The following is an 18,972-nucleotide window of genomic DNA, read 5'->3' as shown; positions in this document are numbered from 1 at the left end:
CCGCCTAGATGAAACTCACGCCGCCATTGACCGGAATCGTCTGGCCGGTGATGAACGCGTTGCCGACCACCATCAGCACGACTTCCGCGACCTCGTCCGCTTCGCCGAGCCGGCCGACCGGCAGCTTGTTCGCGATGTTCGCGGCCTTCAGCGGCCCCGCCATCTCGGTGTCGATCGGTCCCGGCGCAACGGCGTTGACGGTGACGCCTTCGCGCGCGACACGCGCCGCGTAACCGCGCGTGAGTCCTTCGAGACCGGCCTTCGACGCGTTGTAGTGAACGCCGATGAGACCGGGCCCACGCGCGGCGGCCGACGACAGATTGACGACGCGCCCCCAGCGTTTCGCGCGCATCGCGGGCAGCACGGCCTGGGTGCACAGGAACGCCGATTTCAGGTTGACGGCCAGCGTCCGGTCGAATTCGTCCTCGGTGAGCGTGTCGATATCGAAGACGTTGCCGGTGCCGGCGTTGTTCACGAGCACGTCGACGGAACCGAAGCGGCCCGTCACTTCGTCGATCATCGTCTTCACGTCGGCCGCGACCGACACGTCGGCGCGCACCGCGAACGCGCGGCCGCCCGCCTGTTCGATCGCCGCGACGACGTCGGCGGCTTCGCGCTCGCGCTGCCGGTAATTGACGGCGACCGCCGCGCCGGCCGCCGCCAGCGCAAGCGCGATGGCGCGGCCGATGCCGCGCGAGCCGCCGGTCACGAGGGCGACGCGATCGTTCAGGCTGGGCGAATGGTCAGGCATGGTGGAACTCCTCTTGTCGTGGGTGAGCAGGGTGCTGCCGGATACGCGCCAGTTTGCCTGCTTCGTCGCGGTTTCGCCCGCAGGCCGCGGTTGCGCTTTCGCCGGACTTTCAGGTAACGCGCACGCGATCCGCCGGGGACCAGCTGTGTCGTCGCGCCGCGTCATGCGAGAAAACACGCTCGCCTCGCGACCGTTTGCATCGCGAATCAATCTCTCCGACCGTTGCCGCGCCGGGCGGATTCAGCCGAACCGGACGGCGCAACCCGGCACCGCGAGCGCGGGAAATACGCCGACGGCCTCTCTCCCGTTGTCACGGACCTGCAAAAGTCGGTAGCGAGAATCGAAGGCAAACGAACGGGTCGTCGCAAAGGCTCGTCGCAAACATACGGGGTGGTTCGATGAGCAGGAAATGCAACGTGCTGTTCCTTTGCCGGGCGAACTCCGCCCGCAGCATCATGGCCGAGGCGCTGCTCCGGCAACTGGCGCCCGGCAAGTTCGACGCGTTCAGCGCCGGCGTCGAGCCGGCGGAAGACGTCCACCCGCTGGCGCTCGCGCAACTGCGCCCGACCATCGGCGACCTCGGCAAGCTCAGGCCGAAAAGCTGGGACCTCTATGCGGCCCCCGACGCGCCGCGGATGGACATCGTGATCGCGATGTGCCCCGAAGTCGCCGAACAGCACGCGCCCGCGTTCCCCGGCACGCCGGTGTTCTGCCAGTGGAGCTTCCCCGACCCGCTCGCCGGCGAAGGCGCCGAATCGGAGCGCAAGCCGATTTTCGAACAGGTGTTCCGCCAGATCCTGCGCCGCGTGAGCGTCTTTATCGCGCTGCCGCTCGATTCGATGCGGCGCGCCGATCAGCTGGTCGCGGTCAATGCGGTCGATGAGCCGTCCGCTTCGTCGGTCGAGGAAAACTGATCGTCGGGCATTCCGGCAAACGGCCCGCCTGGCCGGAATCGGGCGAAGAACCCGACTCGCCGGGCGCGCGAAATCCGGCGGAAACCGCCGTCCCCGCCGCCGATAAAACCTGCCCTCGTCGCGCCGGCCGACGCGGACCCGCAGGTATAATCGGCCGCATTCGTTCATCCCAGTCTGTCGTGATTGCAGGTCTGCATGCGACAGGTTGCCGGCGCGGATGGCCTCGCCTCAGCGAGCCCGCCCAAGCTCCCGCAGCCCACGCGCCGTTTGCTCCCCTGCTGCCCCGATCCCGCCGCCGCGCCACGCGGCAGGGTCGCGCACGACGCAGCCCATCGCGGAGCCCTCGCCATCCATGAATGTCCTTCAGACGCTCGAACCCATCGTGCGCGACGTGATCGCGCCCGCGGCGGCCGACACCGATCAGCACGCGCGTTATCCGCGCGCCGCGCTGCGCGCGCTCGGCCAGGCCGGGCTGCTCGGCCTCGTGAGCGCACGCGCGGTCGGCGGCCTGGGCGGCGGGCTGCCCGAGGCCGTGCAGGCGGTCGAGCGGATCGCGCGCGACTGTCCGTGTACCGCGATGGTGCTGACCATGCATTACTGCGGCGTCGCCCTGATCGAGCCGTTCGCCGGCGACGCGGTGCGCCGCGCGATCGCGGACGGCCGCCACGTGACGACGCTGGCCGTGTCGGAAGCGGCCTCGCGCAGCCACATCTGGGCGCCCGCCGGCACGGCGAGCGAGGGCGACGGACCTGACGACGCCGGCACGGTGCGCCTGAACGCGCTCAAAAGCATGATTACGTCGGCGGGCGAGGCCGACTCGTACGTGTGGATCTCGCGCGCGACGCACGGCGAAGGCAACACGCTGTGGCTCGTCGACAGCCGCCTGCCCGGCCTCGCGATTCCGTCGCGCTTCGACGGCATGGGGTTGCGCGGCAACGCGTCGTCGCCGATCGAGGCGACCGACGTGCGCGTGCCGCGCGACTGCATGCTCGGCGCCGACGGCGAAGGCGAGCCGATCAAGGCGCGTTACCTGATGCCGTTCTTTCCGACGCTGATCGCGACGACGTCGATCGGGCTGATGCAGGGCGCGCTGCAACGCGCGGTGGCCCACGTGAGCGCGACGCGTTTTTCGGACACCGGCTCGACGCTCGGCGACCTGCCGACGATCCGCGCATGGCTCGCCCGCGCGTGGCTCCAGGCCGAGCAGGCCCGGCTGCTGCGCGACGCGACCGTCGCGTCGGTCGTCGCCGGCGACGCCGATACGCGCGTGCGGCTGTTGCAGGTCAAGGCCGCGGCGGCGGAAGCCGCGCTGTCGGTCACCGAAATCGCGATGCGCGTGTGCGGCGGCGCGGCGTTCCGCAAGGAAGCCGGCATCGAGCGGCTGTTCCGCGACGCGCGCGCCGCGAGCGTGATGGCGCCGACCACCGACGTGCTGTACGACATGCTCGGCAAGGCGCTCGGCGAAGGCGCGGCGATCGCGCCGGGTGTGCCGGGTGTGCCTGGCATCGAACCCGCCGCCGCCTGATCCCCCATCGCATTGCCGTCCATTCCGCATTCCCCAGCACCAGCAAGGAGATCCACCATGACCGCTTCCCCGCTGCGCCTCGGCGCCGTCGCTTACGCGCCCAAAGTCGTCACCATCTGGGAGGGCTTCAAGGCGTACTTCAGCGAGCGCGGGCTGTACTTCGACTATGTGCTGTATTCGAACTACGAAACGCTCACCGAGGCGCTGCTCGCGAACGACGTGCAGCTCGCGTGGAATTCGCCGCTCGCGTTCGTGCGCGCGGACCGCGCCGCGCGCGCACGCGGCCAGCGCGTGCGCTCGATCGCGATGCGCGACACCGATCTCGACCTGCACTCGCTGCTCGTCGCGCCGGCCGGCAGCGACGTCCGCGAACTCGACGACCTGCGCGGCAAGACAGTGGGCTTCGGCGCGATCGACTCGCCGCAGGCCACGCTGATCCCGCTCGACCATCTGCGCCAGCACGGCCTCGTCGGCGGCGACGACTACACCGCGCGCCGCTTCGACGTGCTCGGCGGCAAGCACGGCGACCACATCGGCGGCGAACGCGACGCGGCGCGCGCGATGCTCGCGGGCGAGGTCGCCGCGTCGTGGATGGTGGGCAAGAACTACCAGGCGTTCGCGCAGGAAGGCACGCTGCCGGCCGGCGGCACGCGCGTGATCGCGACGACCGGCGCGTTCGACCACTGCAACATGACGAGCGGGCCGACGCTCGATCCGCAGACCGCCGATGCGTTCCGCGACATGCTGCTCGGGATGTCGTGGGACGATCCGCAGGTGCGGCCGCTGCTCGAACTCGAAGGGCTGAAGGTATGGCAGCCGGGACGCGAAAGCGGTTACGCGCTGCTCGAACGCGCGGTGACCGACGAGCATTTCTACGACGCCGACGGCAACATCACCGCCGCAGGTTATCGCTACTGAAACCCGCGCCGGCCGCTTCCCGCCGCCCGTGCGAAGAAGCCGCCGGCGCGTCCACTCCGACTTTCGCCTGCCTCACCGGGAGACTGCCATGTCGTATCTCGCCGCGCTCGAACCGATCGTGCTGGACGTCATCGCGCCCGCCGCCACCGAAACCGACCGCGCCGCGCGGTTCCCGCGCGCGGCGCTCGACAGACTCGGCGCCGCCGGCCTGCTGGGCCTCGTCAGCGCCGCCGAAGTCGGCGGCCTGGGCCACGGCCTCGCGGAAGCGGCGCGCGTCGTCGAGCGCATCGCACAGGATTGCCCGTCGACGGCCATGGTCGTGACGATGCACTACGCGGGCGCGGTGCTGATCGAGAAGTACGGCCCCGAACGGGTGCGCCGCGAGATCGCCGCCGGCCGCCACCTGACCACGCTCGCGTGGTCCGAAACCGGCTCGCGCAGCCACTTCTGGGCGCCGTCCGGCACCGCGCGGCGCGACGGCGACGACGTCGTGCTGGATGCGAGCAAAAGCATGGTGACGTCCGCGCAGCACGCCGACTCGTACGTGTGGTCGTCGCGGCCGCTCGCCGGCGACGAGGCCGCCACGCTCTGGCTCGTCGACAGCCGGCTGCCCGGCCTGCAAAGCCCGCAGCCGTTCGACGGGCTCGGGCTGCGCGGCAACGCATCCGCGCCGGTGCTCGCGCACAGCGTGCGCCTCCGCGCCGACGCGCGCCTCGGCGGCGACGGCGCAGGCGGCGCGATCATGAACGGCGACGAACTGCCGGTGTTCTGCACGCTCATCGCGTCGGCGTCGATCGGGCTGATGGACGGCGCGCTGCGGCGCGCGATCGCGCATGTGACCGCGAACCGCTTCTCGGACAGCGGCGGCACGCTCGCGGATTTGCCGACGCTGCGCGCGTACCTTGCGCGGGCGCGCATCCGCGCCGACGAGGCGCGCGCGCTGCGCGACGACACGCTCGCGGCGCTGGCCGCCGGCCGCGACGACGCGCTGCTGCGCGTGCTCGAAGTGAAGGCGAGCGCGGCGGAAGCGGCGCTCGACGTCACCGAGACGGCGATGCGGGTCTGCGGCGGCTCGGCGTTCCGCAAGGAAGCGGGCATCGAGCGGCTGTTCCGCGACGCGCGCGCGGCCGCCGTCATGGCGCCGACGTCGGACGTACTGTTCGACTTCATCGGCCGCACCCTGTGCGGCCTGCCGCTCGCGTGACGAAGCGGATCGCGGCAACACGGAGCGCACGCATGGAACAGCACGCCAACAACGACACACCGAACGCACGCGTCCGCGCGGACCTGGAGCACCTCGGCTTCGATGCCGGCGCGCACCTGCTGGTGAAGCTGGCGCTCGGCCAGGTGGAAGTCGGGCAATGCATCGCGGTGCGCGGACAGGCGCCGGGATGGCAGGCGCAACTGGCATCGTGGTGCCGCGCGCAGGGGCATGCGGTGCTGCCTGCGCCCGATCGCGAACCAGCGACCGGCACCGGCACGGCATCGACGAACCACGCGAACGACACCGTCCTGGTCCGCAAGGGTTCCGCGCAAGCCGGGCGCTGGCGCGGCGCGGCTCACACCGGCCACAGCGACCCGCGCGACGAGCATGCGGTCGCCGCGCAGGCGCTGCCTGCGTGGGGGCTGGCGGCGCGCGGCGCCGCCGTCGAGGCCGGCTCGCCCGCGTTCGACTTCCGCCTCGCGGACAAGGCGCAGCTCTGGACCGACAGCGCCGCCGACCTCTACGCGCAGGCGGTGGCCGCGCAATGGAGCGCGGACCGCGACATCGACTGGGACGACGCGCCGGCGCTGCCCGGCGCGATCGAGGATGCGATCGTCCAGATCATGACCTACATGGTCGAGAACGAGAACGCGGCTCTTATCGTGCCGGCGCGCTTTCTCGGCCAGTTGCATCCGCACTACCGCGAATTGCAGGCGGCGCTCGCGATCCAGGTGGCCGACGAGGCGCGCCACATCGACGTGTTCACGCGCCGCATCCGCCGCCACGGCCGCGAGCCCGCGCTATCGACGGCCGGCGGCCAGGCGTCGCTGAAGAGCCTGCTGGACGAGCCCGATTTTTCGGTGGCGGGTTTCCTGCTGTCGGTGCTCGGCGAAGGCACGTTCGTGAACTTGCTGCAATTCCTGCAGACCGAGGCCCCCGACCCGCTGACCCGCCAGATCGCGCGGCTGGCGGCGCGCGACGAGGCCCGCCACGTCGCGCTCGGCATGTCGCATCTGCTGTACCGGCTGGAGCGCGAGCCGGACTTCCGCCATCGCCTCGCGCGCGCGGTGGAGCAGCGTCACGACGCGCTGGCCGGCACGGCCGGCCTCAACGAGGAAGTCTTCGACGCGCTGATCCTCGTTGCGGCCGGCGACCCGAACCCCGCCGCGATCGCGCGCGGCGCGGCGCGCGTGCAGCAACTGATGCGCGACATGGCCGCCGGACGTTATGCGAAGCTGATCCGGCTCGGCTTCGGCCGCGACGAAGCCGGGCAGCTGGCGGCGCTGCATACGCGCAATTTCATGTAGCCGGCGCGCGGGGCGCATCGAATCCATTCCAGTGCTTGACATCACAATACGCACGACTGTATTTTCTATCAATACGCACGACTGTATTGGAGGCTCCATGGGTAAGGCATCGTTTCGCGAGGACATCCTCGCCGCCGGCGTCCGCGTAATGCTGCGGTCCGGTTACGAAGCGGCGAGCGTGCGCGACATCTGCGCCGCCGCCGGCGCGCCGCACGGCTCGTTCACGAACCACTTCCGCTCGAAGGAGGCATTCGCCGCCGAAGTGCTGGACCGCTATTTCGCGCACACGAAGGAGTACGTCAGACAGGCGCTGGACGACGCGTCGCTGACGCCGCGGGCGCGGCTGAAGCGTTATCTGGACATCATCAGCGGCGTGCTGGCGGACGACGAATGGAGCCGCGGCTGCATGATCGGCGACTTCAGCCTGGAAATCGCGCCGCACAGCGCGCTGCTGCGCGAACGGCTGGAGGCGATCTTTCAGGAGTGGCGCGCGCTGTTCGCGTCGTGCATCGCGGACGCCCAGGCCGCCGGCGAAATCGATTCGGCGTTCGATCCGGTGGAACTCGCCGAATTCCTGCTCGCGTCGTGGGAAGGCGCGATCCTGCGCATGAAGGTCGAACGCGGCCCCGCCGCGCTCGACCGCTTCAAGCACATCGTTTTCCAGACCTTGTTCAAGGAGCAGCAATGACTGTCCCTTTCGACGTGGTGTTGCCCCGCCTGGAGGTCCTCGGGTCCGCGATGGCCTATCGCGAAGCAGGCGATCCCGACGCGCCGGTCGTGCTGTTTCTGCATGGAAATCCGACGTCGTCGTACATCTGGCGCAACGTGATTCCGCTCGTCGCGCCGGTCGCGCATTGCCTCGCGCCGGACCTGATCGGGTTCGGCCAGTCGGGAAAACCGGACCTCGAATACCGGTTCTTCGACCACGCGCGTTATCTCGACGCGTTTCTCGCCAATGCCGGCATTTCGTCGGCGTTCGTCGTCGCGCAGGACTGGGGAACCGCACTGGCGTTCCATCTGGCGGCGCGCCGGCCCGGGTTCGTCCGCGGCCTTGCGTTCATGGAGTTCACGTGGCCGATGCCCGACTGGAACGACTTCCACGCGGACGCGCGCGAAACTTTCCAGCAGTTCAGGACGCCCGGCATCGGGGAACAACTGATTCTGGAGCGCAATGCGTTCGTCGAGCAGGTGCTTCCCGCATCGACGATCCGCAAGCTGACGGACGAGGAAATGGCCGTGTACCGGGCGCCGTTTCCGACCCCGGCATCGCGCCGGCCGACATGGCGTTTCCCGAACGATCTGCCGATCGCCGGCGAGCCCGCGGATGTCTACGCCGCCATGGAACACGCGCATCACGCGCTCGCGCAGTCGTCTTATCCGAAGCTGCTGTTCACGGCGACGCCGGGGGCGCTGGTGTCGCCGGCCGTCGCCCGGCGTTTCGTGGAAAAACTCAAGGATTGCCAGGTGGTCGAGCTGGGCGCCGGCATTCATTACCTTCAGGAAGATCATCCGGAAGCGATCGGCGGCGCCGTCAACGAATGGCTGGTCCGGCTCGGCATCCGCTCAAGCCCGAAGCAGACGCTGACGCTATAAACCCGCGCGACGCGGGTGGCCGGAGCCGCGACCCGCGTTAGAACCGCTCCGTCCACGGCCGCAGATCGACCTCGTGCGACCACGCGCTGCGCGGCTGCGCAAGCACGCTGACGTAGGTCTGCGCGATGGCGTCGGGGTCCAGCGTGCTGTCGGCGGCATCGGCCGGGTCCGGGCGGCGCGCCGAGCGAACCGCGCCGTCGATGTTGAAGTGCGCGACGTGAATCCCCTTCGGACCCAGTTCGCGCGCGGCGCTTTGAGCGAGTCCGCGCAGCGCGAACTTGCCCATCGCGAACGCGGCCGACTGCGCAAAACCTTTTACGCCTGCGGTCGCGCCCGTCAGCAATATCGCGCCATGGCCGCGCGGCTCCATGCGCTTCGCGGCCTGCTGCACGACGAGGAACGCGCCGAACGCGGTGACGGCGAGCGACTGCTCGACGGCGGCGGGATCGACGGCGGCCAGCGGGCCGGACGCGCGCAGGCTCGCGTTGTAGATCACAATGTCCGGCTCTCCGAGCTGCGCATCGACCTGGGCGAACAGCGCGTCGACGTCGCGCGGCTTCGACGCATCGGCGGCGAAGGCCAACGCGCCGGTCGCTTCGACGAGCGGCGCGAGCTTGTCCACGTTGCGCGCGGCGACGCCGACCTTGACGCCCGACTGCGCGAGTTGCCGCGCGACCGACGCGCTGATGCCCGTCCCTGCTCCGACGATCAGTGCGCAACGGTAAGGTAATGCAGTCATATGATTCTCCGGGTTAGGCGTTCTGGACTTCGTATAAGCATCCGTACAGGCGGACTCACGACGGTCGAATCTGCCCGAACGGACGCAGGCGGTCAATCAGGCCACCGGCTCGACGGGCAGACGAACTGCTCGGCCCGGCCGCCCGCGTACCCTTGCCAGGTCTCCGGAACGTCGAGCATCGCGTGCGGGAAGATCGGCGCGACCGCGCCCACTTCGTCGAGGCGTGCGATCTGTTCGACCGACAACGCGACCTTGATCGAAGCAAGATTGCTTTCGAGCGGCGCGACCTTGCGCGGCCCGATGATCGGCAGTGAACCCTTCGCCGCGACCCACGCGATCGCGACTTCGCCGGGCGTCGCGCCGACCTCGTTCGCCACCGCGATCAGCGTAGCGAGAATCGCGGTGCGCTGCGCGGAGTTTTCCGCCTGTCGAACCCTCCGCGACGACCTGTTCCGCCCTGCCGGTACCTGCCGGGCTGCGACCACGCGACGAGGCCGACGCCGCCGCCGAAGCCGAGCGCGGCCGGCATCACGCGCGCTCGTACCAGCGCCGCGACCGGTTGACGACGCCGACCACCAGCAGCATCACCGGCACCTCGATCAGCACGCCGACGACCGTCGCGAGCGCCGCCCCCGAGTGAAAGCCGAACAGGCCGATCGCCGTCGCCACCGCCAGCTCGAAAAAATTGCTCGCGCCGATCAGGCTCGACGGACCCGCGACGCAATGCGCGACGCCGAGCCGGCGGTTCAGCAGATACGCGAGTCCCGAGTTGAACAGCACCTGGATCAGAATCGGCACCGCGAGCATCGCGATCACGAGCGGCTCGCCGACGATGGCCTGCCCCTGGAACGCGAACAGCAGCACGAGCGTCGCCAGCAGCGCGCCGATCGACCACGGGCCGAACCGCGAGACGGTCCGCTGCAAATGCGCGACGCCGCGCGCGAGCAGGCGGCGACGCAGCCATTGCGCGAGCGCGACCGGAATCAGGATGTACAGCGCGACGGAAATCAGCAGCGTGTCCCACGGCACCGCGATCGACGACAAGCCGAGCAGCAGCGCGACCAGCGGCGCGAACGCGACGACCATCACCGCATCGTTCAGCGCGACCTGCGACAGCGTGAAATGCGGATCGCCGCGGCATAACTGCGACCACACGAACACCATCGCGGTACACGGCGCGGCGGCCAGCAGGATCAGCCCCGCGATGTAGCTGTCGAGCTGCGCGGCCGGCAGCCACGGCGCAAACACATGGCGGATGAACACCCAGCCGAGCAGCGCCATCGAGAACGGCTTCACGAGCCAGTTCACGAACAGCGTGACGCCGATCCCGCGCCACTGACGGCCGACCTGCGCCATGGCCGCGAAGTCGATCTTCACCAGCATCGGCACGATCATTACCCAGATCAGCACGCCGACCGGCAGGTTCACGTGCGCGACCTCGATCCGGCCGATGCGCTGGAACAGCGCCGGCAGCGCCTGCCCGAGCACGATGCCGGCGACGATGCACAGCGCGACCCAGACCGTCAGATAACGCTCGAAGAAGCCGATGGCCGGGCCGGCGGCCGGCGTCGCCGTGTCAATGCCGCCCATCCGCCGCCTCCGGCGCGCGTTCGCCGATCGCGCGCATCTCGCGCTGGATCGCGTTGTGGTCGAGCACGTGCAGCGGCAGGTTCACGAACTGCTGCACGCGGCTCATGATCTGGCGAAACACCTTGTCGAACACCTTGCGCCTGTCGTCGTCGGAACCGTCGAACGCGGCCGGGTCCTCGAAACCCCAGTGCGCGGTCAGCGGCGCGCCCGGCCAGAACGGGCAGGTTTCGCCCGCCGCCTGATCGCACACGGTAATCACGAAGTCCATTCGCGGCGCATCGGGCGTCGCGAATTCGTCCCAGCTCTTGCTGCGTAGCGCGGACGTGTCGTAGCCGAATGCGGCGCAACGCTCCGCCGCGAACGGATTCACGCGACCGGCCGGATGGCTGCCCGCGCTGTACGCGCGGAACCGCCCTTTGCCGAGAAGGTTGAACAGCGCCTCCGCCATGATGCTGCGCGCGCTGTTGCCGGTGCAAAGGATCAGCACCGAATACACCCTGTTGCTGTCGCTCATGCGCGGCTCCGCAGCGTGACGACCGATTCGACCGGCGAGCAGCACGCGACCGACGCCACCGCCGCTTCGTGCGACGTGCCGAAGACCGGCGCGGCTTCGAGCGTCCTGAACGTCTCCCACGCGACGCCCTGCGGATCGATGGTCCATGCCTTGTCCGACTTCGCGTAGCAGCAGGTCGTGCCGGTCTGCTCCGCGACCGGCAACTGCGCGGCGGCGAAACGCGCGTTCATCTCCGCCAGTTCGGCGTCGCTTTCGACCTGGATGCCGATGTGATCGACGCCCGGCCGCGCGCCGCGCTGCGAGATCGCGAAGTTGACCGCGGGGTCGGTCAGCTCCCATTTGCAGTAGTCGGGCTTCAGCACGGCCGGCTCCGCGTTGCCGAACATCGCGCGGTAAAACCGGATGCTGTCGTCGAGGTTCTCGACCGACACGTGTATGTGCATACGCTTCATCGCTTGCCTCCGCAGGCGGTGGGGAGATCGATCGCCGCGCAGGACGCGCCGGCGCAGCAGTTCTCGGTGAGAAAGCCGATCAGGTCCGTCATCGCATCGAAGTTCGCCGTGTAGATGACGAAACGGCCGTCCTGCCGCGACGTCAGCAGCCCCGCATGGGACAGGTCTTTCAGATGAAACGACAGGCTCGACGGCGCGAGGCCCAGTTGCTGCGCGATTTCACCGGCCGGCAAACCGTCCTGTCCTGCGACGACGAGCGCGCGAAAGATCGCGAGCCGGGATTCATGAGCAAGCGCGCCGAGTGCGCGTACGACGAGGTTCGAGTCCATGCGTGCAAGCGTACACGCAACCATTCCATATTTCAATGATTGTGGAAATATAGCCGGCGGATCAGCCGACGCAAACAAACCCGCCCGCCCAAACGCAAAGGCCGCGCGCATCCCCTGTCCTCGATGCGCGCGGCCTTCAAACCCGGAACAACGGCGCCCCGTTCCGTCCTTCCGTACAGCGTTACGTCACTACGACGTGCACGCGTTTAGAACGCGTGGTTGATACCGATCGTCACCGCAACCTGGCTGCGGCCGCCCGATGCGTTCGCCTCGGCGATGTTCGCGACCGCGTCGATCACCTTGCCGTTCGCGTCCAGCGTCTGGCCGTTCGCGCGCTGGAATGCTTCGAGCACGTAGATCCGCGTGCGCTTCGACAGGCTGTACAACTGCGTCAGGTTGATCTGGTTGTAGCTCGCCGGCGTCGAGATGCCGTTCGCGCGCGTCGCGCGGGTGTACGCGTAACCCGCGGCCAGATCCCACGCCGATGCCGGGTGGTAGTGCAGCACGATACCCGCCGTATTGAAGATCGCAGTCGACGCGAACAGCGACATCGGTCCCGCGATGTACTGCACGTTCGAGTACGACGCCGACACGTCGAACTGGCTGCTGAACTGGTATCCGCCCGTCACCGCGAAGCGGTTCTGCGCGGCGGCGGTCTGATAACCGGCCGTGATCCCGGTGTTGCCCTGCTCGCCGGTGCCCGAATACGCGGTCGAACTCGAACTCCATGCGCCGCCGCCCGGCGTCGCGTTGTTGAAGCGTTCGAAGCCGACGCCGATGCCCGCCGGACCCGCCTGATACTGCGCGGCGACGCTCCACGACTGGCCGAGGCTCAGGCTGCCCGGCTGGCCGCCGAACGCATACAGCGCGCCGACCGTGAAGCCGCGATACGTCGGCGACTTGTACGACACCGAGTTGCTCACGCGATAGTCGGTGTCGAGGTTGTCGAGGTCGCCGGCGTGGGCGCCGAGCGCGCCGGTCAGCCAGTTGGTCGGGCTCCACGGCGCGAGCAGCGTGTAGTACGGCGTGTACTGGCGGCCGGCCGTCATCGTGCCATAGTGGTCGTTCGTCAGGCCGACCCACGCGGCGCGGTTGAACAGCACGCCGCTCTTCTGCATCGCGCCGTTGTCGACGTTGAAGCCGTTCTCGACCTGGAAGATCGCCGCGGTGCCGCCGCCGAGATCCTCGCGTCCCCTGAAGCCGAACCGCTCGCCGCCCCAGATGCCCTCGTTCAGACCGACGAACGAATGCCCCTTGCTGTTGCTCAGATATTCGACGCCGGTGTCGACGATCCCGTACAGCGTCACGCTGCTCTGCGCATGCGCGCCCATCGCCGCGAGACCGAAGGGCAACGCGGCCCATAATGTGACACAGGTCTTCCTCGTATTCATTTTCTACTCCTTAATTATTGATATGGAACCTCAACTTCTGCTTCTTCGAGCCTGTCAGTCGCGCTCTGGTCGATGCACGAGCATCCCCGTGGTCAGTGGATCTCCGGCTCGCCCCCCGTGCTCGCGCCGGCACCCGCGCCGTCGCGCTGCATGAAGTCGAAATCGCAGCCCTTGTCCGCCTGCATCACGTGGACCTGGTGCATCGCGCCGTAGCCGCGCGTAAAACGCGGCTCGGGCGCGACCCACGCGGCCTTGCGGCGCGCCAGTTCTTCGTCGGAGATCAGCACGTTCAGCTTGCGTTCCGGCACGTTCAGTTCGATCAGATCGCCGTCCTGCACGAGCGCGAGCGGACCGCCGATGAACGATTCCGGCGCGACGTGCAGCACGCATGCGCCGTAGCTGGTGCCGCTCATCCGCGCGTCCGAGATGCGGACCATGTCGCGCACGCCCTGCATCAGCAGCTTCTGCGGAATCGGCAGTTGACCCCACTCGGGCATCCCGGGCGCGCCGATCGGGCCGGCATGCTGCAGCACGATCACGCTGTTCGCGTCGACGGCCAGGTCGTCGCTGTCGATCCGCGCGGCCATGTCGTTGTAGTCCTTGAACACGACGGCCGGGCCGGTGTGCACGTGCAGTTGCGCCTCGGCGGCGCCCGGCTTGATGACCGCGCCGTCCGGCGCGAGATTGCCGCGCAGCACCGCGAGGCCAGTGTCCGGAATCAGCGGGTTGTCGCGGCGGCGGATCACGTCGTCGTTGAAGATCCGCGCGTCGGCGATGTTCTCGCCGAGCGTCTTGCCGTTCACCGTCAACTGCGTGCCGTCGATCAGGTCGCCGAGTTCCTTCAGCATCGCCTGCAGGCCGCCCGCATAGTAGAAATCTTCCATCAGGTACTGGCCGGTCGGGCGGATGTTCGCGAGCACCGGAATGCGCCGCGAGATCGCGTCGTAGCGGTCGAGCGTCAGCTCGATGCCGGCGCGGCGCGCAAGCGCGATCATGTGCACGATCGCGTTGGTCGAGCCGGACAGCGCGAGGCAGGTCGTCACCGCGTTGTCGACCGCCCCGGCGGTGACAATGTCCGACGGCTTCAGGTCCTGCCACACCATCTCGACGATGCGCATGCCGGTGCGCGCCGACATCTGCGCGTGGCGCGAGTCCGGCGCCGGGATCGACGCGAAACCCGGCAGCGTGAAGCCGAGCGCCTCGGCCGCGCTCGTCATCGTCGACGCGGTGCCCATCGTCATGCAGTGGCCCGGCGAGCGCGCGATGCCGCCTTCGACGCCCTTCCAGTCGTCCTCGGTGATCTTGCCCGCGCGCAGGTCCGCCCAGTATTTCCACGTGTCGGAGCCGGAGCCGAGCGTCGCGCCGTTCCAGTTGCCGCGCAGCATCGGGCCGGCCGGCAGGAAGATCGCCGGCAGGTCCATCGAGATCGCGCCCATCAGCATCGCCGGCGTGGTCTTGTCGCAGCCGCCCATCAGCACGACGCCGTCGGCCGGATACGAGCGCAGCGTCTCTTCCACTTCCATCGCGAGGAAGTTGCGATACAGCATCGTGGTCGGCTTCTGGAACGGCTCGGACAGCGTCTGCACCGGCAGTTCGACCGGGAAGCCGCCCGCCTGCCAGATGCCGCGCTTCACTTCCTCGACGCGCTGCTTGAAGTGCGTGTGGCACGGGTTGATGTCGCTCCACGTGTTCAGGATCGCGATCACCGGCTTGCCCGCGTACTCCTCGCGGCTGTAGCCCATCTGCGAGGTCCGCGAACGGTGGCCGAACGAACGCAGATCGTTGACGCCGTACCAGCGGTGGCTGCGCAGCTCTTCGGGGGTCTTTTTCTTGCTCACGCCTGTCTTGCTCCTGCGAAATCCGGTGATCCGGTTGAGGCCGCGCATGCGGCGCGCCGCCCGCGCGAAACGCCGCCGGTGCGCATGGCCAATGAAATGGGAGTGATTTGCCTGACAACGATCCGTGTCACACCGCGTCTCCGTTCCGCTTGCCGACGAACCGCGCTGCAAAAAGCGGGTTCGTCGCGGATGATTCTGTTCGGGTTATCGTCTTTGTGTTTAACCGTCAGAGCAAGAATGCCTAACTATGGTTAAAGTTGTCAAGCGACTTTGCGTGTTGTTCGATTGATGTTGTACAACGCCCCGACGGGGCCGGCCGCGCCCGCCGCGCAGCGGCGCGGGCGCGGCCGAAACGGCGGGATTAACCGCGCACCAGCTCGCCGTCGCGCAGACGCCACAACCCGAGCGGGTTGCCGTCCTGCACCGCGGCCGGCAGCAGTTCCGCCGGCAGGTCCTGATAGCAGACCGGCCGCAGGAACCGCTCGATCGCCATCGTGCCGACCGAGGTCGTGCGCGAGTCGGACGTCGCCGGGAACGGGCCGCCGTGGACCATCGCGTGACAGACCTCGACGCCGGTCGGGAAGCCGTTCGCGAGAATCCGCCCAGCCTTGCGTTCGAGGATCGGCAGCAGCCGGCCGGCCAGCGGATAGTCGGCCGGGTCGATCAGCAGCGTCGCGGTCAGTTGCCCTTCCAGATGTTCGAGCACGCGCGCGAGTTCGGCTTCGTCGCGGCACGCGACGATCAGCGACGTCGGCCCGAAGATTTCGTCTTCGAGCGACGGCGTGCCGATCAGCAGTTCGGCGGCCGCGCGAAACAGCACCGGACGCGCGCCGCCAGGCGCGGCGCTTGCCGCGCCCTGCGCGATCTGCTCGACGCCCGCGGTCTGCGCGCGCGTGTTCACGCCGTCGTCATACGCGGCGGCGATGCCGGCCGTCAGCATGGTCTGCGACTGCTTCTGCGCGAGCGCGGCGGCGGCCGTTTCGGCGAAACGCTTCAGGTCCGGCCCGTCGATCGCGAGCACGAGGCCCGGGTTCGTGCAGAACTGGCCCACGCCGAGCGTCAGCGAATCGACGAAGGCGGTCGCGAGCGCGTCGCCGCGCGCGGCGAGCGCCGCCGGCAGCACCAGCGTCGGGTTGATGCTGCTCATTTCCGCGTAGACCGGAATCGGCTCCCGGCGGCGCGCGGAGATCGCGGACAGCGCGAGGCCGCCGCGCCGCGAGCCGGTGAAGCCGACCGCCTTGATCGCCGGATGCGCGACGAGCGCCTCGCCGACCGCGTTGCCTTCGCCGATCACCAGCGAGAACACGCCTTCGGGCAGGCCGACGTCCGCGACCGCCTTCTGGATCGCGCGGCCGACCAGTTCGGACGTGCCGAGGTGCGCCGGGTGCGCCTTCACGACGACCGGGCAGCCGGCCGCGAGCGCGGACGCGGTGTCGCCGCCCGCAACCGAGAACGCGAGCGGGAAGTTGCTCGCGCCGAACACGGCGACCGGGCCGAGCGGAATACGCTGCGCGCGCAGGTCCGAGCGCGGCAGCGGCTTGCGCTCCGGCAGCGCCGGATCGAGCACCGCGCCGAGCCAGCGGCCGTCGCGCACCAGCGACGCGAACAGCTTCAACTGGCCGGTCGTGCGGCCGCGCTCGCCTTCGAGACGCGCCTTCGGCAGCGCGGACTCCAGGTGCGCGCGCTCGATCAGCGCGTCGCCGAGCGCCGTGATGTTGTCGGCGATCGCTTCGAGCAGACGCGCGCGCGTGTCGAGCGGCGCGGCGCGAAACGCGTCGAACGCCTGCCCGGCGAGCACGCACGCGCGCTCCACTTCCGCCACGCCGCCGACGCCGAACGCCGGCTCCAGTTCTTCGTTCAGCGCGGGCGCGAACGCGCGCACGCTGCCTTGCGTGCCGCGCACGGCGGCCGCGCCCAGCAACATCTCTCCGGTAATCTGCATACCTGCTCCATCAGAATTGCGTAGGCCCGCTCAGGCACCCTGCCCGAGCGAGCGATCGAACGCGAGCAACCCGCGCGCCGCGTCCGCGATCTCCGCGTGGCTTGCAGCCGGCGACTCGCTCAACAGCGGCAAGTGCGGCCCCATGTCGGCGATGCCCGTGAAGGTCACGGCATCGTGCAGCACGCGGATCAGCGAGATGTTATCGCGCAAGGTTTCCAATGGCATGAATCTGTCGTACAAACGCTGGGCGTCGTCCGCGCGGCCTTCCTTCGCGGCCTTCAGCAGCGCCATCACCGCGTTCGTCGCGATGCAGCCGGAGCCGGTCGTCCACGCGGCCATCCCGAAGTCGCGCACGTGCACGAGCGCCGGGCGCTCGCCCATCCCGGAGATCACCTTCGACGGGCTCACGCTCTGCAGCAGCCGGCGCAGATACGCGTCGTCGGCCGGGTTCCCGCGCACGATCGCGTACTTCACCGCGATCAGCGTGCCGCCGTCGACGAGCCGCGCGAGCGTGTCGACGTCCACGTATTCCTCGCTCTTGATGTACAGCGTGAGCGGAATGCCGGCGAGGTCGACGATCCGCTTCAGCCCCGTCTCGACGCCGGCCGACGTCGTGAAGCCCGCGAGCGGCAACACCATGGCGGTCCGGTACGAGGTCTGCGCGAGCACGCGCGCCTGGTCCTGCATCTTGCCGAAGTCCGGGCCGATCGCCGGAATCACGCGCGTGGTCGGCGCGGTGTTCTCCGCGAGCATGTCGAGCAGTTCGCGATACTCGCTCGGCGCGACGTGATACAGGTTCGCGTTGCCGCCGTACAGCAGCGTGCGCACGCCGCCCGCTTCCATGTGCTGGATCAGCTTGCGGTTTTCGGCGACGTTCAGCGTCAGGTCGGCGTGGCGCGCAAGCGGCGGCACCGCCATCACGGTCGAGGCGAATTCGCTCTCGACGATTGGGGTCACGTTCATGAGAACTCGAATGGAATGAGGGTGGGTCGATAGCCCAGACAGTAGCACCCCGCCGGCGATGTTGTCAAACAACATAACAAAAATACGGATAGGGGGCGCGCTTCGTTTGACAACTAATCACCCTACCCTTCGGCCCCATGCGCGGCGCGCGCGGCGGCCCGGCGCGGGCTGGCCCGGACCGCCGCGCGTTGCGTCAGGTTGTAAAGGAAAGATCGAACCGTGCGCGTCAGAGGCCGAACATGCGCTCGGTCGCCTGTTCGAGGTGCTCGCGCATCGCGTGCGCGGCGCGCTCCGGGTCGCGCAACTGGATCGCGCGGAGCACGGCGAGGTGTTCCTGCTGCACGAGCCGCTGCCGCTCGACCGACTTCACGAGCGACAGGCTGCGCGAGAGGTTCATGCTGAACGCCATCTGTTCGTGGATCGACGACAGCGACGTGATGAAAAACGGATTGCGCGACGCGCGCGCGACGGCCAGATGGAACGCGAAATCGTCCTGCACGCCGATGCCGGCCGCACCGATCACCGCTTCGAGGTTGTCCCATTCGAGCTGGATCGCGGCGACGTCCGCGTCGCCCGCATGGCGCGCGGCGAGCGCCGCCGCGCCGGATTCGATGACGATCCGGAATTCGTAGCAGCGCCGGATGTCGGACAGCGTCTCCAGCGGCGCGAAGCGGCGCACGTCCGGGTCCGGCCGGCGGATCACCGTGGTGCCGGAGCCGTGGCGCGTCGCGATGATGCCGTCCGCGCGCAGTTGCGCGAGCGCCTCGCGCACGGTCGGCCGCGACGTCGCGAACCGCTCCGCGAGCGCGTGCTCGGTCGGCAGCCGCGAGCCCTCCCGATACTCGCCTTCGAGGATGCGGTTCAGGATGTCGCTATAGATGCGCGCCGGCATCTTGGGCGCCTTCGGCTCGGCCATGTCGGAATCGGGTTGTCAAATCGACGTCGATTGTAAGTCATCGTGACAACCCGAAAACAACCTGGCGCGGCGTGCCGGCGCGGGGA

At 68.9% G+C, this 18,972-nt stretch carries 19 protein-coding genes; 7 read left to right on the top strand and 12 right to left on the bottom strand.

What is annotated here, in order from left to right:
• Positions 1-4: 4 nt before the first annotated feature.
• On the bottom strand, positions 5-751 hold the full coding sequence (locus BLV92_RS28710) for an SDR family NAD(P)-dependent oxidoreductase (protein ID WP_090552233.1): 747 nt from the start codon (positions 749-751) through the stop codon (positions 5-7).
• 398 nt (positions 752-1,149) lie between these two features.
• On the opposite strand from BLV92_RS28710, the gene BLV92_RS28705 reads away from it, so the two are divergent.
• The 7 genes from BLV92_RS28705 to BLV92_RS28675 all read left to right on the top strand — a co-directional run bounded on the left by BLV92_RS28705 (position 1,150) and on the right by BLV92_RS28675 (position 8,212).
• Complete coding sequence (locus BLV92_RS28705) at positions 1,150-1,665, top strand: arsenate reductase ArsC (RefSeq protein WP_090552231.1); 516 nt, start codon at positions 1,150-1,152, stop codon at positions 1,663-1,665.
• Between the two features lie 352 nt (positions 1,666-2,017).
• Complete coding sequence (locus BLV92_RS28700) at positions 2,018-3,190, top strand: acyl-CoA dehydrogenase family protein (RefSeq protein ID WP_090552228.1); 1,173 nt, start codon at positions 2,018-2,020, stop codon at positions 3,188-3,190.
• Positions 3,191-3,247: 57 nt separating this feature from the next.
• Positions 3,248-4,108 (top strand): phosphate/phosphite/phosphonate ABC transporter substrate-binding protein, encoded by an 861-nt coding sequence (locus BLV92_RS28695; protein WP_090552227.1) that lies wholly within the window; start codon positions 3,248-3,250, stop codon positions 4,106-4,108.
• A gap of 88 nt (positions 4,109-4,196) precedes the next feature.
• The gene (locus BLV92_RS28690; protein ID WP_090552224.1) at positions 4,197-5,312 is read left to right on the top strand and encodes an acyl-CoA dehydrogenase family protein; all 1,116 of its coding nucleotides are present in this window, start codon (positions 4,197-4,199) and stop codon (positions 5,310-5,312) included.
• 32 nt (positions 5,313-5,344) lie between these two features.
• Positions 5,345-6,619, top strand: coding sequence for a ferritin-like domain-containing protein (locus BLV92_RS28685; RefSeq protein WP_090552221.1), 1,275 nt, complete (start codon positions 5,345-5,347; stop codon positions 6,617-6,619).
• Between the two features lie 97 nt (positions 6,620-6,716).
• The gene (locus BLV92_RS28680; protein WP_090552220.1) at positions 6,717-7,307 is read left to right on the top strand and encodes a TetR/AcrR family transcriptional regulator; all 591 of its coding nucleotides are present in this window, start codon (positions 6,717-6,719) and stop codon (positions 7,305-7,307) included.
• Complete coding sequence (locus tag BLV92_RS28675; RefSeq protein ID WP_090552217.1) at positions 7,304-8,212, top strand: haloalkane dehalogenase; 909 nt, start codon at positions 7,304-7,306, stop codon at positions 8,210-8,212. Before BLV92_RS28680 ends, BLV92_RS28675 begins: the two co-directional genes overlap by 4 nt.
• Positions 8,213-8,249: 37 nt before the next feature.
• Here BLV92_RS28675 and BLV92_RS28670 read toward each other — a convergent pair whose 3' ends face one another.
• From BLV92_RS28670 to BLV92_RS28620, 11 genes are all read right to left on the bottom strand, one after another.
• Positions 8,250-8,951 carry an SDR family NAD(P)-dependent oxidoreductase gene (locus BLV92_RS28670; protein WP_090552215.1) on the bottom strand — a complete coding sequence of 234 codons (702 nt, stop codon included), beginning with the start codon at positions 8,949-8,951 and terminating at the stop codon, positions 8,250-8,252.
• 92 nt (positions 8,952-9,043) lie between these two features.
• Positions 9,044-9,436 (bottom strand): aldo/keto reductase, encoded by a 393-nt coding sequence (locus BLV92_RS28665; protein WP_342029122.1) that lies wholly within the window; start codon positions 9,434-9,436, stop codon positions 9,044-9,046.
• Positions 9,437-9,479: 43 nt separating this feature from the next.
• The gene (arsB, locus tag BLV92_RS28660; RefSeq protein ID WP_090552213.1) at positions 9,480-10,541 is read right to left on the bottom strand and encodes an ACR3 family arsenite efflux transporter; all 1,062 of its coding nucleotides are present in this window, start codon (positions 10,539-10,541) and stop codon (positions 9,480-9,482) included.
• Positions 10,528-11,055 carry an arsenate reductase ArsC gene (locus tag BLV92_RS28655; protein WP_090552211.1) on the bottom strand — a complete coding sequence of 176 codons (528 nt, stop codon included), beginning with the start codon at positions 11,053-11,055 and terminating at the stop codon, positions 10,528-10,530. The genes arsB and BLV92_RS28655 overlap by 14 nt, the downstream gene beginning before the upstream one ends.
• Positions 11,052-11,507 carry an ArsI/CadI family heavy metal resistance metalloenzyme gene (locus tag BLV92_RS28650; protein ID WP_090552209.1) on the bottom strand — a complete coding sequence of 152 codons (456 nt, stop codon included), beginning with the start codon at positions 11,505-11,507 and terminating at the stop codon, positions 11,052-11,054. The genes BLV92_RS28655 and BLV92_RS28650 overlap by 4 nt, the downstream gene beginning before the upstream one ends.
• The gene (locus tag BLV92_RS28645) at positions 11,504-11,836 is read right to left on the bottom strand and encodes an ArsR/SmtB family transcription factor (RefSeq protein ID WP_090552207.1); all 333 of its coding nucleotides are present in this window, start codon (positions 11,834-11,836) and stop codon (positions 11,504-11,506) included. Before BLV92_RS28645 ends, BLV92_RS28650 begins: the two co-directional genes overlap by 4 nt.
• A gap of 206 nt (positions 11,837-12,042) precedes the next feature.
• Positions 12,043-13,227 (bottom strand): porin, encoded by a 1,185-nt coding sequence (locus BLV92_RS28640; protein WP_090552205.1) that lies wholly within the window; start codon positions 13,225-13,227, stop codon positions 12,043-12,045.
• Between the two features lie 92 nt (positions 13,228-13,319).
• Positions 13,320-15,113, bottom strand: a complete 1,794-nt coding sequence (gene araD / locus BLV92_RS28635; protein ID WP_177197909.1) for an L-arabinonate dehydratase — start codon at positions 15,111-15,113, stop codon at positions 13,320-13,322.
• A 313-nt stretch (positions 15,114-15,426) separates the two neighbouring features.
• On the bottom strand, positions 15,427-17,007 hold the full coding sequence (locus BLV92_RS28630) for an aldehyde dehydrogenase (NADP(+)) (RefSeq protein ID WP_090552201.1): 1,581 nt from the start codon (positions 17,005-17,007) through the stop codon (positions 15,427-15,429).
• Positions 17,008-17,037: 30 nt separating this feature from the next.
• The gene (locus BLV92_RS28625) at positions 17,038-17,970 is read right to left on the bottom strand and encodes a dihydrodipicolinate synthase family protein (RefSeq protein ID WP_090552199.1); all 933 of its coding nucleotides are present in this window, start codon (positions 17,968-17,970) and stop codon (positions 17,038-17,040) included.
• A gap of 226 nt (positions 17,971-18,196) precedes the next feature.
• Positions 18,197-18,886, bottom strand: coding sequence for a FadR/GntR family transcriptional regulator (locus BLV92_RS28620; RefSeq protein WP_090552197.1), 690 nt, complete (start codon positions 18,884-18,886; stop codon positions 18,197-18,199).
• Between the last annotated feature and the right edge of the window lie 86 nt (positions 18,887-18,972).

Origin of the sequence: Paraburkholderia caballeronis, assembly GCF_900104845.1 — a bacterium.
GTDB lineage: Bacteria > Pseudomonadota > Gammaproteobacteria > Burkholderiales > Burkholderiaceae > Paraburkholderia > Paraburkholderia caballeronis.
This window is presented reverse-complemented; position numbering and strand designations above follow the sequence as displayed.

Excerpts from the sequence above, each read along its gene's own strand:
- BLV92_RS28675 (WP_090552217.1), top strand. The coding sequence starts at position 7,304 with ATGACTGTCCCTTTCGACGTGGTGTTGCCCCGCCTGGAGGTCCTCGGG.
- arsB (WP_090552213.1), bottom strand. The coding sequence starts at position 10,541 with ATGGGCGGCATTGACACGGCGACGCCGGCCGCCGGCCCGGCCATCGGC.
- BLV92_RS28680 (WP_090552220.1), top strand. The coding sequence starts at position 6,717 with ATGGGTAAGGCATCGTTTCGCGAGGACATCCTCGCCGCCGGCGTCCGC.
- BLV92_RS28650 (WP_090552209.1), bottom strand. The coding sequence starts at position 11,507 with ATGAAGCGTATGCACATACACGTGTCGGTCGAGAACCTCGACGACAGC.
- BLV92_RS28625 (WP_090552199.1), bottom strand. The coding sequence starts at position 17,970 with ATGAACGTGACCCCAATCGTCGAGAGCGAATTCGCCTCGACCGTGATG.
- BLV92_RS28670 (WP_090552215.1), bottom strand. The coding sequence starts at position 8,951 with ATGACTGCATTACCTTACCGTTGCGCACTGATCGTCGGAGCAGGGACG.
- BLV92_RS28630 (WP_090552201.1), bottom strand. The coding sequence starts at position 17,007 with ATGCAGATTACCGGAGAGATGTTGCTGGGCGCGGCCGCCGTGCGCGGC.
- araD (WP_177197909.1), bottom strand. The coding sequence starts at position 15,113 with ATGCGCGGCCTCAACCGGATCACCGGATTTCGCAGGAGCAAGACAGGC.
- BLV92_RS28690 (WP_090552224.1), top strand. The coding sequence starts at position 4,197 with ATGTCGTATCTCGCCGCGCTCGAACCGATCGTGCTGGACGTCATCGCG.
- BLV92_RS28695 (WP_090552227.1), top strand. The coding sequence starts at position 3,248 with ATGACCGCTTCCCCGCTGCGCCTCGGCGCCGTCGCTTACGCGCCCAAA.
- BLV92_RS28645 (WP_090552207.1), bottom strand. The coding sequence starts at position 11,836 with ATGGACTCGAACCTCGTCGTACGCGCACTCGGCGCGCTTGCTCATGAA.
- BLV92_RS28620 (WP_090552197.1), bottom strand. The coding sequence starts at position 18,886 with ATGGCCGAGCCGAAGGCGCCCAAGATGCCGGCGCGCATCTATAGCGAC.
- BLV92_RS28640 (WP_090552205.1), bottom strand. The coding sequence starts at position 13,227 with ATGAATACGAGGAAGACCTGTGTCACATTATGGGCCGCGTTGCCCTTC.
- BLV92_RS28710 (WP_090552233.1), bottom strand. The coding sequence starts at position 751 with ATGCCTGACCATTCGCCCAGCCTGAACGATCGCGTCGCCCTCGTGACC.
- BLV92_RS28700 (WP_090552228.1), top strand. The coding sequence starts at position 2,018 with ATGAATGTCCTTCAGACGCTCGAACCCATCGTGCGCGACGTGATCGCG.
- BLV92_RS28685 (WP_090552221.1), top strand. The coding sequence starts at position 5,345 with ATGGAACAGCACGCCAACAACGACACACCGAACGCACGCGTCCGCGCG.
- BLV92_RS28705 (WP_090552231.1), top strand. The coding sequence starts at position 1,150 with ATGAGCAGGAAATGCAACGTGCTGTTCCTTTGCCGGGCGAACTCCGCC.
- BLV92_RS28655 (WP_090552211.1), bottom strand. The coding sequence starts at position 11,055 with ATGAGCGACAGCAACAGGGTGTATTCGGTGCTGATCCTTTGCACCGGC.